Source organism: Jannaschia rubra (assembly GCF_001403735.1).
GTDB classification, from domain to species: Bacteria; Pseudomonadota; Alphaproteobacteria; order Rhodobacterales; family Rhodobacteraceae; genus Jannaschia; species Jannaschia rubra.
The window spans coordinates 193,255-207,550 of record NZ_CXPG01000014.1 but is presented as its reverse complement, the minus strand read 5'-3'; the positions used below and the strand labels follow the sequence as shown (position 1 = coordinate 207,550).

General features: G+C 68.6%; 16 protein-coding genes. 4 read left to right on the top strand and 12 right to left on the bottom strand.

Annotated features, from left to right (window positions below; all coding sequences use genetic code 11):
* Window positions 1-52: 52 nt before the first annotated feature.
* From infB to rimP, 4 genes are read right to left on the bottom strand one after another with little or no spacing between them, the layout of a single operon-like run.
* Entirely contained in the window at window positions 53-2,515 is a 2,463-nt protein-coding gene (infB, locus tag JAN5088_RS06940; protein WP_055682079.1) for a translation initiation factor IF-2, read from the bottom strand.
* Window positions 2,512-3,144: an RNA-binding protein gene (locus tag JAN5088_RS06935; protein ID WP_055682078.1), complete on the bottom strand. Its 633-nt coding sequence runs from the start codon at window positions 3,142-3,144 to the stop codon at window positions 2,512-2,514. The genes infB and JAN5088_RS06935 overlap by 4 nt, the downstream gene beginning before the upstream one ends.
* Before the next feature lie 18 nt (window positions 3,145-3,162).
* Window positions 3,163-4,779: a transcription termination factor NusA gene (gene nusA, locus JAN5088_RS06930; RefSeq protein WP_055682077.1), complete on the bottom strand. Its 1,617-nt coding sequence runs from the start codon at window positions 4,777-4,779 to the stop codon at window positions 3,163-3,165.
* Window positions 4,780-4,783: 4 nt separating this feature from the next.
* The gene (rimP, locus tag JAN5088_RS06925) at window positions 4,784-5,368 is read right to left on the bottom strand and encodes a ribosome maturation factor RimP (protein WP_055682254.1); all 585 of its coding nucleotides are present in this window, start codon (window positions 5,366-5,368) and stop codon (window positions 4,784-4,786) included.
* A gap of 155 nt (window positions 5,369-5,523) precedes the next feature.
* Between rimP and JAN5088_RS06920 the strand changes: the two genes are divergently transcribed.
* A complete protein-coding gene (locus tag JAN5088_RS06920) occupies window positions 5,524-7,023 on the top strand; it encodes an FAD-dependent oxidoreductase (protein ID WP_055682076.1) in 1,500 nt (499 codons plus the stop codon).
* Here JAN5088_RS06920 and JAN5088_RS06915 read toward each other — a convergent pair.
* Window positions 7,020-7,277, bottom strand: a complete 258-nt coding sequence (locus JAN5088_RS06915) for an I78 family peptidase inhibitor (RefSeq protein ID WP_055682075.1) — start codon at window positions 7,275-7,277, stop codon at window positions 7,020-7,022. The genes JAN5088_RS06920 and JAN5088_RS06915 overlap by 4 nt on opposite strands.
* A gap of 99 nt (window positions 7,278-7,376) precedes the next feature.
* Between JAN5088_RS06915 and JAN5088_RS06910 the strand changes: the two genes are divergently transcribed.
* A complete protein-coding gene (locus JAN5088_RS06910; RefSeq protein WP_055682074.1) occupies window positions 7,377-8,081 on the top strand; it encodes an NYN domain-containing protein in 705 nt (234 codons plus the stop codon).
* A 6-nt stretch (window positions 8,082-8,087) separates the two neighbouring features.
* On the opposite strand, the gene JAN5088_RS06905 is transcribed toward JAN5088_RS06910, so the two are convergent.
* Genes JAN5088_RS06905 through JAN5088_RS06890 form a run of 4 tightly spaced genes read right to left on the bottom strand, consistent with a single transcriptional unit; the run spans window position 8,088 to window position 10,413 of the window.
* On the bottom strand, window positions 8,088-8,540 hold the full coding sequence (locus JAN5088_RS06905; RefSeq protein WP_055682073.1) for a MarR family winged helix-turn-helix transcriptional regulator: 453 nt from the start codon (window positions 8,538-8,540) through the stop codon (window positions 8,088-8,090).
* Window positions 8,537-9,367 carry a carbon-nitrogen hydrolase family protein gene (locus tag JAN5088_RS06900; protein WP_055682072.1) on the bottom strand — a complete coding sequence of 277 codons (831 nt, stop codon included), beginning with the start codon at window positions 9,365-9,367 and terminating at the stop codon, window positions 8,537-8,539. The genes JAN5088_RS06905 and JAN5088_RS06900 overlap by 4 nt, the downstream gene beginning before the upstream one ends.
* 4 nt (window positions 9,368-9,371) lie before the next feature.
* Window positions 9,372-9,629 carry a glutaredoxin 3 gene (gene grxC, locus JAN5088_RS06895; RefSeq protein WP_055682071.1) on the bottom strand — a complete coding sequence of 86 codons (258 nt, stop codon included), beginning with the start codon at window positions 9,627-9,629 and terminating at the stop codon, window positions 9,372-9,374.
* A 43-nt stretch (window positions 9,630-9,672) separates the two neighbouring features.
* Window positions 9,673-10,413, bottom strand: a complete 741-nt coding sequence (locus tag JAN5088_RS06890) for a ComF family protein (RefSeq protein ID WP_055682070.1) — start codon at window positions 10,411-10,413, stop codon at window positions 9,673-9,675.
* 17 nt (window positions 10,414-10,430) lie between these two features.
* Between JAN5088_RS06890 and JAN5088_RS06885 the strand changes: the two genes are divergently transcribed.
* On the top strand, window positions 10,431-11,258 hold the full coding sequence (locus tag JAN5088_RS06885; protein ID WP_055682069.1) for a methyltransferase domain-containing protein: 828 nt from the start codon (window positions 10,431-10,433) through the stop codon (window positions 11,256-11,258).
* A complete protein-coding gene (hemH, locus tag JAN5088_RS06880; protein ID WP_055682068.1) occupies window positions 11,255-12,307 on the top strand; it encodes a ferrochelatase in 1,053 nt (350 codons plus the stop codon). The genes JAN5088_RS06885 and hemH overlap by 4 nt, the downstream gene beginning before the upstream one ends.
* A gap of 10 nt (window positions 12,308-12,317) precedes the next feature.
* Here hemH and JAN5088_RS19410 read toward each other — a convergent pair whose 3' ends face one another.
* From JAN5088_RS19410 to argJ, 3 genes are all read right to left on the bottom strand, one after another.
* Window positions 12,318-12,446, bottom strand: coding sequence for a hypothetical protein (locus tag JAN5088_RS19410; RefSeq protein ID WP_267885369.1), 129 nt, complete (start codon window positions 12,444-12,446; stop codon window positions 12,318-12,320).
* Between the two features lie 109 nt (window positions 12,447-12,555).
* Window positions 12,556-12,954, bottom strand: coding sequence for an 8-oxo-dGTP diphosphatase MutT (mutT, locus tag JAN5088_RS06875; protein WP_055682067.1), 399 nt, complete (start codon window positions 12,952-12,954; stop codon window positions 12,556-12,558).
* Window positions 12,955-12,958: 4 nt separating this feature from the next.
* Entirely contained in the window at window positions 12,959-14,293 is a 1,335-nt protein-coding gene (gene argJ, locus JAN5088_RS06870) for a bifunctional glutamate N-acetyltransferase/amino-acid acetyltransferase ArgJ (RefSeq protein ID WP_074962393.1), read from the bottom strand.
* Between the last annotated feature and the right edge of the window lie 3 nt (window positions 14,294-14,296).

The window sequence follows — 14,296 nt, the reverse complement described above, 5'->3', positions numbered from 1 at the left end:
AACGAGGGCCCGAAGGCCCCCGTTTTCATGCCGGATCCTCGACCCGAGGGGATCAGTCGAGCGTGCGCTCGACCTCCTCGCGCTCGAAGATCTCGATGATGTCGCCTTTGCGGATGTCGTCATAGCGCTCGAATGCCATGCCGCATTCCTGACCGGACTGCACTTCCCGCACCTCGTCCTTGAACCGCTTGAGCGTCTTGAGCGTGCCCTCGTGGATCACGACGTCGTCGCGCAGCAGGCGCACACCCGCGGACCGGCGGGCCACGCCTTCGGTCACGAGGCAACCCGCGACGTTGCCCACGCCGGTGACACGGAAGACTTCGCGGATTTCGGCGTAGCCGATGAAGGTCTCCCTGATCTCGGCCGACAGGAGGCCGGAGGCGGCCTGCTTGATGTCGTCCAGAAGGTCGTAGATCACCGAATAGTAGCGGATCTCGACGGTCTTCTGGTTGGCAGCGGCCCGCGCCGGCGCGTTGGCACGCACGTTGAAACCGATGACCGGGGCATTGGACGCCTCCGCCAGGGTGATGTCGCTTTCCGTGATGGCGCCGACGCCCGAGTGCAGAATGCGCACGCGCACCTCCTCGTTGCCGATCTGCTCCAGCGCCTGATGGATCGCCTCGGCCGAGCCGCGGACATCCGCCTTGATCACGAGCGGCAGTTCCGAGACGTCCTTGTCGTCGCGGGCCTTGGCCATCATCTGATCGAGCGTCGTGGCGGCGCCCGCGGCGGCGCGCTTGTCCTTGGCAGCCGATTCGCGATACTCCGCGATCTCGCGCGCCTGCGCCTCGGTGGCGACGACGTTGAGGATGTCGCCCGCCCCCGGCGTGCCGTTCAGACCCAGCACCTCGACCGGGAAGGACGGACCCGCCTCATCGACGCGCTGGCCCTGGTCATCGACCAGCGCGCGGACCTTGCCCCACTGTTCGCCCACGACGAAGATGTCGCCGCGGCGAAGCGTACCGTTCTGCACGAGAACGGTGGCGACAGGACCGCGGCCCACGTCGAGCTTGGCCTCGACCACCGTGCCCTGGGCGGCGCGGGCGGGGTTGGCCTTCAGTTCCAGGATCTCGGCCTGGATCGCGATGGCCTCCAGCAGCTTGTCGATGCCGTCGCCGGTCTTGGCCGATACCTCGACGTCCTGCACGTCGCCCGACATCTCCTCGACGACGATCTCGTGCTGCAGAAGGTCGGTGCGGACTTTCTGCGGGTTCGCGCCGGGTCGGTCCATCTTGTTGATCGCCACGATGATCGGAACCTCGGCGGCCTTCGCGTGGGCGATGGCTTCGATCGTCTGGGGCATGACCTGATCGTCGGCCGCCACCACCAGGACCACGATGTCCGTCACCTGCGCGCCACGGGCCCGCATCGACGTGAACGCGGCATGACCCGGCGTGTCGAGGAAGGTGAGGGGCTTGCCCCCGGCCTCGACCTGATAGGCGCCGATGTGCTGGGTGATGCCGCCCGCTTCGCCCGGCGCGACCTTGGTCTTGCGGATCGCGTCCAGTAGCGAGGTCTTGCCGTGGTCGACGTGGCCCATGATGGTGATGACCGGCGCGCGATCCACCAGGCTCTCGGGCTTGTCCTCGATCACGTCGATGACCTGCTCCACGTCCGAATCCGACACGCGGACGACGGTGTGGCCGAATTCCTCGATGATGAGCTCCGCCGTGTCGGCGTCCAGAACCTCGTTCTGCGTGACCATCATGCCGTTCTGCATCAGCGCCTTGACCACGGCGGCCACGCGCTCGGACATGCGGTTGGCCAGTTCCGACACCACGATGGTTTCGGGCAGGCGCACTTCGCGCATCACCTTTTCCTGCACGACGTTGCCGCCGCCCTTGCGCTGCCGCTCCTGCTTGCGACGCATGGAGGCGAGGCTGCGCTGACGGCCGCCTTCTCCGCCGGCCAGCGCCTGGTTCAGCGTCAGCTTGCCGGAGCGGCGGTCGCCGGTGCGGGGCTTGCCCGAATCGTCGTCGCGCTTGCGCGGTCCATCGGACCGGCCGGGCCGGGCGTCGGGGCCCAGGTTGCGTTGGCGGGGCTGTTCGGCCGCGGTCGGCTCGGCGGGCGTGGGCTCCGCCGGACGCGTCCGCGCCTCGGTGGCCTCGCGCTGGCGGCGTTCGTCTTCCTCGGCGCGCTGACGGGCCAGTTCGACGCGCTCGCGCTCCTCGCGCTCCTTGGCCTCGATGTCGGCACGGCGGCGGGCGCGTTCATCCTCGCGCTCCTTTTCCTCGCGGGCGCGGCGCTCGGTATCCTCGGCCTCACGGGCCTTTGCCATCTGCAACGCCTTGAGACGACGCTCCATTTCGGCATCGGTGGTGCCGCCGGTGGACCGGCCGCCCTGCGCGTTGACCGCAGCCGCGGACTGCGCGCCCGGCTTGGGCACGGCGATGCGCTTGCGCTTGGTCTCCACCACGACGTTGTTGGTGCGCCCTCGGGCGAAGCTTTGCTTGACGGTGCCGCTACGGGCGCCGCCTCCGAGGCCGAGGGGTTTCTTTCCGTCCTGATCGCTCATGCGTTCCCAATGTCCTTCTCGGCAGCCGGAGTGCCGCCGTCAACTTGTCTGAAGCCTTGAAGCCTTGCGGCCTCCTCTACAATACGCCGGGCCAAGGTTCCAGCCGCCACGGCCGCATGGATCACACGGTCGCGGCCGAAGGCCTGTCCCAATTCATCCGCGGTCAGGAAGCCGATCCATTTTCCGCCCTCGGGCGTCGACAGCCTGCCCTTGCCACGTTCCGACCCGTCGCTCGCCTGCAAAAGCACCTGCGCTTCGCCCCGGTCGAGCATGATCTTGACCTTCTCGTAGCCTGCGATCGACTTGCCCGCCTTGCGGCCGATGGCGATTGCGTCCTGGAGGCGCCGCAGCAGCCCCGCCTCGACCAGATCGATCAGATCGTCGGGAATGCGGACCTGCCGTTTGGCGCCTTTGGAGAACATGCGCTTCGCGATGGCCTTTTCCAAGGCCTCTCGCGTCGACGTCACGTAGATTCCCCGTCCCGGCAGCTTTGCCGCAAGGTCGGGGAAGACCGTGTCGTCGGGGCCGGTGACGAAGCGGATCAGCCCCGCCTTCGGTCCCGTCTCTCCGGTGACGATGCAGCGACGATCAGGCTCGTCGCGGATTTTGTCTCTGCCGCCGCGCGTCAGGGGAACGATCCGGGGCGATCACGCCCCGGCCTCCTCTGGCTGTTCGACGGTTTCCTCGTCGGGGGTGCCGACGACGTCCTCGGGCGAGACCCAGCCCAGCATCACGCGGGCCGTCATGATCATGTCCTGCGCTTCCTCCAGCGAGACGTCGAACTGCTCCAGCAGGCCGTCGTCCTTCTTGCGCTCGCCGTTCTCGACGGTCCAGCCGCCGGCCAGCTCCCAATCGGCGCAGGTGGCGAAATCCTCCAGCGTCTTGATGCCGTCGGCGGTCAGCGCCTCGAGCATCTGGGGCGTGAGACCCTCGAAGCTGGCCAGATCGTCGGCCAGACCCGCCTCGCGCGCGGCTTCCATCGCCTTGGCGTTCTGCGCCTCGATGAAGTCGCGGGCCCGGGCCTGAAGCTCGGAAGCCGTCTCCTCGTCCACGCCGTCGATGACCAGAAGCTCGTCCACCTCGACGTAGGCGACCTCCTCCAAGTTGGTGAAGCCTTCGGAGACCAGAAGCTGGGCGAAGAACTCGTCCAGGTCCAGCGTGTCCATGAACAGCTTGGTCCGCTCCTCGAACTCGGCCTGACGACGCTTGGATTCCTCCTCCTCGGTGAGGATGTCGATGTCGAGCCCGGTCAGTTGCGACGCCAGACGCACGTTCTGGCCGCGGCGGCCGATGGCCAGCGACAGCTGCTCCTCCGGCACGACGACCTCGATGCGCTCGGCTTCCTCGTCGATGACGACCTTCGTGACCTCGGCCGGTTGCAGCGCGTTCACGAGGAAGGTCGCCGCATCGTCGTTCCACGGGATGATGTCGATCTTCTCGCCCTGAAGCTCGTTCACGACGGCCTGCACACGGCTGCCGCGCATGCCGACGCAGGCGCCCACGGGGTCGATGCTGCTGTCATAGCTGATGACCGCGATCTTGGCACGGCTTCCCGGATCGCGGGCGCAGGCCTTGATCTCGATCACGCCGTCATAGATTTCCGGCACTTCCATGCGGAACAGCTCGACCATGAACTCGTTGGCGGTGCGCGACAGGAAGACCTGCGGGCCACGCACCTCGCGCCGGACGTCCCTGATATAGACGCGGATGCGGTCGCCGGGGCGATAGGCTTCGCGCCCGATCTTGTCGTTGCGGCGCAGCACGCCCTCGCCGGGGTTCAGGTCGACGATGACGTTGCCGTATTCCTCGCGCTTGACCTGCACGTTGACGATGGTGCCGACGCGGTCCTGGTATTCCTCGAACTGCTTGTCGCGCTCGGCTTCGCGGACCTTCTGGATGATGACCTGCTTGGCCGACTGCGCGGCGATGCGGCCCATGTCCACGGGCGGAACCTCGTCGACGATGGTGTCGCCGACCTTGGGGTCTTCCAGATACTGCTTCGCCTGCGCGACGGTCAGCTCGGCCTTCTCGTTCTCGATCAGGTCGTCCTCGACCACGGTGCGGACGCGGGTGAAGGTGGCGCGGCCGGTCTTGCGGTCGATGGACACGCGGATGTCCATGTCCGCGCCGTAGCGCGACTTGGCGGCCCGGGCGAGGCTCTCCTCCATCGCCTCGATGACCAGCTTGGGGTCGATCATCTTCTCGCGGGCGACCGCGTCGGCAATCTGGAGGAGTTCCAGCTGGTTGGCGGATGTGATGGCCATGGGTTCAGTCTTCCTCGCCGTCCATGAATGTTTTCACTTCGTCGAACCGGGCCTCGTCGATCTGGCCCTTGTCCTTGCGCGATTTCAGCACTTCACGGATGAGGTCATCCGTAAGGATCAGCTTGGCGTCGGCGAGCCAGTCGAATTTGAGCCCGATGGTGGGCGTCTCGGTGCCCTGCTCGATCTCGATGAGGATCTCGTCGTCCTCCGTGCCGCGCAACGTGCCCTTGAAGCGGCGCTGCCCGTCGATCAGGTTCTCGGTCTCCACCCGGGCCTCGAACCCCTCCCAGGCGTCGAAATCCTTGAGGCGGGTCAGCGGCCGGTCGATGCCGGGGCTGCCCACTTCCAGCGTGTATTCGTCGGCGATGGGATCCTCGACGTCGAGCAGGGCAGACACCGCGGTCGAGATGTCGCCGCAGTCGTCCACCTCGATCCCGCCTTCGGGACGGTCGGCCATGATCTGCAACGTCGCGACCTTGCCCGACATGAGCCGCAGGCGCACGAGTTCATACCCCATGTCCTCGATCACGGGGGTCAGCAGTGCGGCGAGGCGCTTGTCCATCGCAGTCTTGGCAATCAGATCTGGCATCGAACCTTGCAGATACAAAAAAACGGGCCCGCGGCCCGTTGGAATTTCCGGTGGGGCCCGAAGGCCGCCGCTGTCAACGAGGGATATAGGGGAGCCGCCGGGAACATGCAAGCGTCCCGGGGGATTGATCCCCGACCCCTCCGAAAGGACAGCCCATGCCGCAGATCGACATCGCCCTGACCGACATTCCCGAAGGCACCCCGTATCAGCCGGGGGACGCGCCCGTCATTCTGATCCGACAGGGGGAGGAGGTGACGGCCCTCGCGCACCTCTGCCCTCATCTGGGTCTGCCGCTGAAGAAGGGCGTGGTGCGGGACGGGCGGCTGATGTGCGCCTTCCACCATGCCTGTTTCGACGCCCGCACCGGTCGCCAGGCGCAGCCGCCCGGTCACGCGGATCTGCGGCGCTACGACGTGACGGTGGCGGAGGGGCGCGTGACGGTCGATCTCGACGACGGCGACCCGCATGTGACCCCTGCCCATGCGCGGCAGTCCGCCGATCCGCGGCGATTCGTCATCGTGGGCAGCGGAGCCACCGCGGACAACTGCGCCCTGACCCTTCGCGAGGAGGGGTTCGAGGGCGCGGTCGAGATGATCGGCCCCGACGGCCCCCCTTACGACCGGACGATGCTGTCCAAAGCGGTCCTTGTCGGAAGCAAATCGGTGGACGATCTGACCCTGACCGGGCGCGAGGCCATGGCGGATCGCGACATCGTCCTGATCGACGGAACGGTCGCGTCGGTCGAGGCGGGGCAGGTCGTGATGTCGGACGGTACGCGGCGGGCCTTCGACGCCCTCCTGATCGCGCCGGGCGGCGTGCCGAACCGGCCCGACCTGCCGGGGATCGACCTCGAGGGCGTCCACACGCTGCGATCGGCGGCGGAGGCCGAGGCGCTGGTCGCCGCTGCGCGGGGCGCGCGCAAGGTCGCGCTGATCGGCGGCGGGTTCATCGGGCTGGAAGGGGCGCTTTCGCTGGCCAAGCGCGGGCTGGAGGTGACGGTCGTCATGCGGGAGGAGGTCGCCCTGGCCCGCATCCTGGGCGAGCGCGTGGGTCGTCAGGTCATGGCGGAGCATGAGGAGAAGGGCGTCCGGTTCCTGACCGGCGCCAAGGTCACGGGCCTTGCGGGCGAGGGTCGCGTGACGGGCGTGGACCTGTCGGGTCACGCGCCGGTCGAGGCCGATCTCGTCCTGCTGGCGGTGGGCGTGCATCCGGCGACGAAGGGTCTGGAAGGTCTGCCGCTCGAAGATGACGGCGGCGTCCGCGTCGGGCCGGACCTCTCGGTGCCGGGGTTGGACGGCGTGTTCGTCGGCGGCGATTGCGCCCATGCGCCGACGCCCTTCGGTGCCGCTCGGATCGAGCACTGGCGCGTCGCGCGTCAGCACGGGATCCGCGCGGCGCATGCGATGTTGGGTCAGGCCGACGCCGCGCCCGACATCCCGTTCTTCTGGACGGCGCTCGGGCGGCAGTATCGCTATCTGGGCCATGCGAAGGAGTGGGACGACATCCTGTTCGACGGCGATCCGGAGGAGGGGCCGTTCCTTGCCCGCTATGTCAAGGATGGCCGCGTCATGGCCGCGCTGACCGCCGGCAAGGACGCCGAGCTGGCGGACCTGCACTTGAGGATGATCGAGGCGGGCGGCCCCCTGCCGGCCTAGCCGCAGTAGACCCGTTCGATCCGGTCGCCGTCGTCCAGCAGGACGTTCAGTCGGTCGGGCCGGTGGTCGAGCGTGACGGCCTGGTCCGGTCGCACGACGCGCGTCGTACGGTCGGCGGGCAGCGTGACATCGGCCAGGGCTTGACCGACGAAGGACTGAAGGTGGCCCGCGCCGCAGCCATCGGGCGGCTCGGCCGCATCCGTCCGGCAGGCGGCGAGGAGGGCGAGGACGGGAAGCGCGAAGATCGGTCTCATGGGTTGAACATCGACCCCCGTCCGGGCGATTGCAAGCCGACACCGACGGCGCCCGCGCCGTCCGCACCGGGACCGGCGTCCCGAGACAAGGAACGACACATGGCCAACCGCGACCGTCCCCTCCTCGCCGTCCTGATCGACGCCGACAACATTCCCGCCAAATACGCCGACCCGATCCTCAAGGAGATCACCGGGCTGGGAGAGCCTGCCTTGCGCCGCGTCTATGGCGACTGGTCCGGCGGGCACCTGCGGAACTGGGCCGACAAGGTGCTGGAGCTGGGACTGGTGGCGCACCAGGAGACGGCCAACACCAAGGGCAAGAACGCCAGCGACATCGGCCTCGTCATCGACGCCATGGATATCCTGCATGGCGGGCGGTTCGACGGCTTCGTCCTCGTCAGCTCCGACAGCGACTTCACCCGCCTCGCCAGCCGCATCCGCGAGGAGGGGCTGGACGTCATCGGCATCGGCGAGGGCAAGGCGCCGGAAAGCCTGCGGAACGTCTGCAACCGCTTCATCCTGATCGAGAACCTGGTGGACGAACCCGCCGCGCCGCAAAGCACGCGCCCCACCAAGAAGCAGCCCCAGGACGCGCTGCCCCTGATCCTGCGCGCGATGGAACGGCTGGACCAGGATGACGACTGGTTTCCGCTGGGTGCCTTGGGCAGCCAGATCATGGCGGCGGTGCCGGATTTCGACACACGGACCTATGGCAAGCGCAAGCTGTCCGAACTGATCGGCGATATCAAGCGGCTGGAGACCCGCAAGGAGGGCAATCAGCTCATGGTCAGGCGGCGCGACTGACGGGGTTCAGCCGTCGTCCTCGGGCGCGCCGAAGCGGATGCGGATCTCGCGCAGGACGGGGATCGCGGCGCGGGTGCGCGTCTCGCCGATCTCGCGCACGGCCTGGGCCATGATGGGCCGGATCGCGGCCAGCGCCGCCTCCCGCGCGGCCATGCCCGAGGGGCTGATGGCCACGCGCTTGCGCCGGGCATCGTCCCAGTCGGGGCGGATGTGGATGTGCCCGGCCCATTCGAGCTTGGCCAGCGTGTTGGTCATGGCCCCGCGCGTCAGGTGGAAGATGCGCGCCAGTTCGGTCGGGCTCCGCTCCGCCTGCGTTTGGGCCAGGTGGTTCAGCACGGTGAAATGCGACAGTTCCATCCCGCGAGGCAGGGCGCGGCTGAGCCGGGCACGGACCAGCTGATCGGCGGTCAGCATCTCGCTGAACAGCGCGACGGCCAGCCGGTCGGCATCGTCGCTCATGGCCCTTCCCAGCCCGGATCGGCCGACAGGGACGGAATGCGCGTCCGGGCGCGGGCGACCTCGGTCGGGTCGACGTCGACGAGGAACACCCCCGGTTCGGTGCCCGCGTCGAGCAGCACCTCGCCCCAGGGGTTCACCACCATCGAATGGCCCCAGGTCTTTCGGGCGTGGCCCACGGTCGACGCATGGGTGCCGGTCTGGGCGGGAGCCAGGACGAAGCAGCCCGTCTCGATCGCGCGGGCGCGCAGCAGCACCTCCCAATGTGCGGCGCCCGTGACCGGCGAGAAGGCCGAGGGCACCGTAAGGACGTCGGCGCCCGCCTGCGCCAGACGGCGATAGAGCGCGGGAAACCGGATGTCGTAGCAGATCGTCATGCCCAGCCCGCCCCAGGGGGTCGTGGCCAGCGTTGCGCGGCTGCCGGGGCGGTAGCCTGCGGATTCGCGGTAGGTCTCGGACTCGGTCACGGTCACGTCGAACATGTGGATCTTGTCGTAGCGCGCGACGATCGTGCCCTCGGGGCCGATCAGGAACGACCGGTTGGCGAAGCGTCCCTGCGGGTCGGCCGTGTGCAGCGCCAGGCTGCCGATCAGGACCCAGACGCCATGCTCGGCCGCAGCGGCTCGAATGGCCGCCAGGGTCGGATCGCGCGCCTCGGGTCGCAGGACCGACTTCTGATGCGCCCGGTCGGAGGAGAGACAGTTCGTCACCTCCGGCGTCAGCACGATGTCCGCCCCGCGCGCGGCGCCTTCGGCAAGCAGGTCGAGCGTGACCGTCAGGTTCGCCGCCGGATCGTCGGTGGCATTGAGTTGCAGCAGCGCGGTGCGCATCCGTTCAGCCGCGCAGCAGCGCGTCGAGCTTGCCCGCGTCTTCCAGCGCGAACAGGTCGTCGCAGCCGCCCACATGGGTCGGGCCAATGAAGATCTGCGGCGTGGTGCGGCGGCCGTTCGCCCGTTGCATCATCTCGGCGCGCTTGCCGGGGGTGCGGCTGACGTCGTGCTCGGTGACGGCGGCGCCCTTCGATGCCAGCAGTCTCAAAGCCGCCGTGCAGAAGCCGCATCGGGGTTGGGTATAGATCTCGACGGGTTGCATGGCGCGGCCCTCCCTTGCACGGCTGATGCCGCCTTATAGGCCGTCAGCGGTCCTTCGCAACGCGCGCAACGATCAGCACGGTGATCCGCGCGGCCCCGGCCTGCCGCAGGACGTCGGCACAGGCGGCAAGCGTGGCGCCCGAGGTCATCACGTCGTCCACCAGCGCCACATGGCGCCCCGCGACATCGGCGCGCGGGCCGGGGCGGATGGCGCCGGCCACGTTGGCGAAACGGTCGGCGACCGAGCGGTGGTCCTGACTGGGCGTCCGGCGATGGCGGACAAGCGTCGTGGGGGCGAAGGTCCCGCCCGCCCGCCGCGCGACGTCGGCGGCCAGCAGCGCCGCCTGGTTGTAGCGCCGCCGCAGCAGCCGCCAGCGGTGGACGGGCACGGGGACGAAGACCGTCTCGGCCGTCAGAAGGCCGCGCGCACGCCGGTGCATCCAGCCCCCCGCCCCGCGCGCCAGTTCCGTCCGGTCGCCGTGCTTGAGCGCCAGCACCAGCCGCCGGGCCGTGCCCGCATAGGCCAGCGCCGCGCGTCCCTCGTCCCAAGGCCGCGCCAGCGTCATGCAGTCGTCGCAGTGGATCGGTCCGTCGTCCTGCCCGGGCAGCGGCGTGCCGCAGAGGTCGCAGCAGGCCCCCGACAGGAACGGCGTGTCGGCCCAGCAGGCCGGGCAGAGGCCGCCGCCGTCGGCATCCTCCTGCACGCGGGCGTCGCACATCATGCAGGTCGCGGGATAGAGCGCCTGCCGCAGCGCGCCCGCGGCCCTTTGCAAGGTGGTCTGCATGGCCTAAGTCCCCCGGCATGTCCCAGCCGCCCCTGACAGATCGCACGGCCCTCGGCCTTCACCGCGCCCGCGCCGACGGCAGCGCCTGGTTCCTGCAGGAAGCCGCCATCGACGAAGTGCAGGAAAGGCTCAAAGACGTTAACAGAAGGTTTACGCGGCCCGCCGTCGTGTCAGCGCACCCGGACCTGTGGCAGGACGCCTTGCCGGGGGCGACGCTGGTCCCCGAAGGGGAGGTGCTGGACCTGTCGCCCGGCGCGCACGACCTGATCGTCCATGCGATGTGCCTGCACTGGGCCGACGACCCCGTGGGCCAGTTGATCCAGTGCCGCCGCGCGCTGGTGGAGGACGGGCTGCTGCTGGTCGCCACCCCGGGGGGCGAGACGCTGACGGAATTGCGTGCGGCGCTTGGCCAGGCCGAAGCCGAGGTCACGGGCGGCCTGTCGCCTCGCGTGGCACCCATGGGTGAGATCCGCGACCTGGGTGGATTGCTCGGGCGGGCGGGGCTGGCGTTGCCGGTGGCGGATGTGACGACCCTGGACGTGCGTTACCGCGATCTGCGGCATCTGGTGCGTGACCTTCGGGCCATGGGCGAGACGAACGCGCTCGCCGCGCGACACCGTCGCACGCCGCCCCGCGATCTGTTCGCACGCGCGGCCCGTATCTACGCCGATGCCTTCCCCGACGGGGACGGCATTCGCGCGACGTTCCAGACGGTCTTCCTGACCGGCTGGGCCCCGTCAGAGACCCAACCGAAACCGCTGCGGCCCGGGTCGGCGCAGGTCCGCCTCGCCGATGCGCTGGGCGTGCCGGAAGGACCGGGCGGAATGAACGAGGAAAACGAATGAAAGACATGGGCCATACGCCGCTGCCCCACGCTCCGGCCGATCATCCGAAGGTGCGGATGGGCAAGGTCGGCATCCTTCTGGCGAACCTGGGCACGCCCGATGGATATGGCTATTGGCCGATGCGGCGATACCTGAACGAGTTCCTGTCGGACCGGCGCGTGATCGACTATTCGCCCTTCCTCTGGCAGCCGCTGCTTCAAGGCGTCATCCTGACGTCGCGGCCGTTCCGGTCGGGGGCCAACTACAAGTCGATCTGGAACCACGAGGCGGGCGAAAGCCCCCTTGCGACGATCACCAAGGCGCAGACGGCCGGGATCGCGGCGCGCATGAAGGAGCGGTTCGGGGATCGGGTCATGGTCGATTATGCCATGCGCTACGGCAAGCCCGCGACCATCGACCGGGTGCGGGCGATGCAGGAGGCGGGCTGCGACCGGATCGTGTTCTTCCCGCTCTATCCGCAATACGCGGGCGCCACGACTGCGACCGCCAACGACCAGTTCTTCCGCGGGTTGATGAAGCTCAAGTGGCAGCCCGCGTCGCGCACCGTGCCCGCCTATTTCGAGGACAGCCGGTATATCGACGCGCTCGCGGCATCGGTCGAGCGGGCGTGGTCGGCGGCGGAGGTCGAGCCGGACATCCTGGTCTGTTCGTACCACGGGGTGCCCAGGCGCTACCTGCTCGAAGGCGATCCATATCACTGCCAGTGCCAGAAGACGACGCGCCTGCTGCGCGAGCGGCTGGGCTGGTCGGAGGACCGGATCGTCACGACCTTCCAGTCGCGCTTCGGACCGGAGGAATGGCTCAAGCCCTATACGGTCGAGGAGGTCGCACGGCTGGCGCAGGCGGGCAAGAAGCGCATCGCGGTGATCGCGCCCGCCTTTTCCGCGGATTGCATCGAAACGCTCGAGGAGATCAATGAAGAAATCCGCGAGAGTTTCGAGCATGCCGGCGGAGAGAGCTTTGCCTACATCCCCTGCCTGAACGACGACGAGGCGCATCTCGACGCGCTGTCCGACGTGCTGACGGACAACCTGGCCGGCTGGATCTAAGCCGGTCGGGTCAGCCGCCGATCAGCCGACCGGTAAACACCCTGCCACCGGCGCGGACCTGTGCAAGTCCGTCGGTCAGCATTTTCACGAGTGTGCCCTGAACCGACAGATGCGCCCCTATGACGATGGTTTTCCGCATCTTGTTTCCTTCCCTGTTCTGCCCGTGGTTCCACATTAGGCGGCGGTCCGCGGGGACAAAGAACTTTATGAGCCGATTCGTTTCTAAATCGTAAACGCTGCCTCGAAAGTCACAACCAGTCGCGCAGGACAGGGATGAGCGGGATGTCGGCAGGGGGCATGGGGTAATCGCGCAGGTCGCCCGCTCGAACCCATTTCAGGGCTTGCCCCTCGCACGCGCGCGGTTGTCCCTGCCAGCGACGGCAGGCGAACAGCGGCATGAGCAGATGGAAGTCGTCATAGGCGTGCGACGCGAAGGTCAGCGGGGCGAGGCAGGACGCCCAGGTGTCGATGCCCAGCTCCTCCTGCAACTCGCGGATCAGGGCGGCTTCGGGCGTCTCGCCGGGTTCGACCTTACCGCCCGGAAACTCCCACAGGCCGGCCATCGACTTCCCCTCGGGGCGTTGCGTCAGAAGGACGCGACCGTCCGCGTCGATCAGCGCGACCGCCGACACCAGAACCGTCTTCATCGCGTCAGGACCGGTAATCGGCGTTGATCTCGATGTAGCGGCAGGTCAGATCGCAGGTCCACATGGTATCGGAGGCCTCGCCCAGCCCCAGATCGACCGACAGGGTGATCCGGTCGCGCTTCATGTAGGCCGCGCCGGACTCCTCGGTGTAGTCCGGAGAGACCTGGCCCTTTTCTGCCACGAGGATGTCGCCGAAGCGGATCGTCAGGCGGTCGCGGTCGGCCCGCGCGCCGGACTTTCCCACCGCCATGACGACTCGGCCCCAGTTCGGGTCTTCGCCCGCGATGGCGGTCTTGACCAGCGGGCTGTTGGCGATGGCGGACGCGACGCGGCGGGCGTCGAGCGCGTTTGCGGCCCCCGTCACGCAGACCTCGACCAGCTTCGTCGCGCCCTCGCCGTCCATCACCAGTTGCAGCGCCAGATCCTGCAGCACCTCGTGCAGGGCGTCGCGGAAGGCGCGGCCGCCCCGGGTTCGGGCCGAGGCGATCTCCTCGTTCCCGGCGCGACCCGTCGCCGCGACGACCAGCGTGTCGGAGGTCGAGGTGTCGCTGTCCACCGTCACCGCGTTGAACGTGCGTTTCGTCAGGTCCGGCAGCATGGTCTGCAGCGCCCGGTCGGCGACCTTCGCGTCGGTGAAGACATAGGCCAGCATCGTCGCCATGTCGGGCGCGATCATGCCCGACCCCTTGGCGATGCCCGCGATGGTGACGGTGGTGCCGTCGACATCCACCGTGCGCGTCGATCCCTTCGGGAAGGTGTCGGTCGTCATGATGGCCCGGGCGGCGTCGGCGATGCCCTCGGGCGCCAGCCGCGAGGCCAGCCCGTCAAGCGCCGCGACAATGCGGTCATGGGGCAACGGCTGGCCGATCACCCCGGTGGAGGAGGTGAGGACGCGGCTGGCCGGGATACCGAGCGCATGGCTGACACCGGTGCAGATGGCGGTGACGGACTCGGCCCCCGCCGCCCCGGTGAAGGCGTTGGAATTGCCGGAGTTCACGAGGATGGCCCAACCGCCCGAGGCGCCCCTCTTCTTCAGCTTTTCCTGACAGTCGAGGACGGCCCCCGACCGCGTGGCCGAGGTGGTGAAGACCCCGGCGATGGCGCTGCCCTGCGCGATCTCGGCCAGCATGACGTCGGTGCGACCGGCGTATTTGACGCCCGCCTCGGCCGTGGCGAAGCGGACGCCGTCGATGGCGGGAAGGTCCGGGAAGGCGGGGGCCAGGGGCGACACCAGCGGGCCTTTCGGCGCCGCAAGCTCAGCCTCCAGCTCGGCGATGCGGGCCCTCAGGTGCTTCTTCTTCGGGCCCTTCACCTTGTCCTTCTTGCCGGACTTCCCCATCGC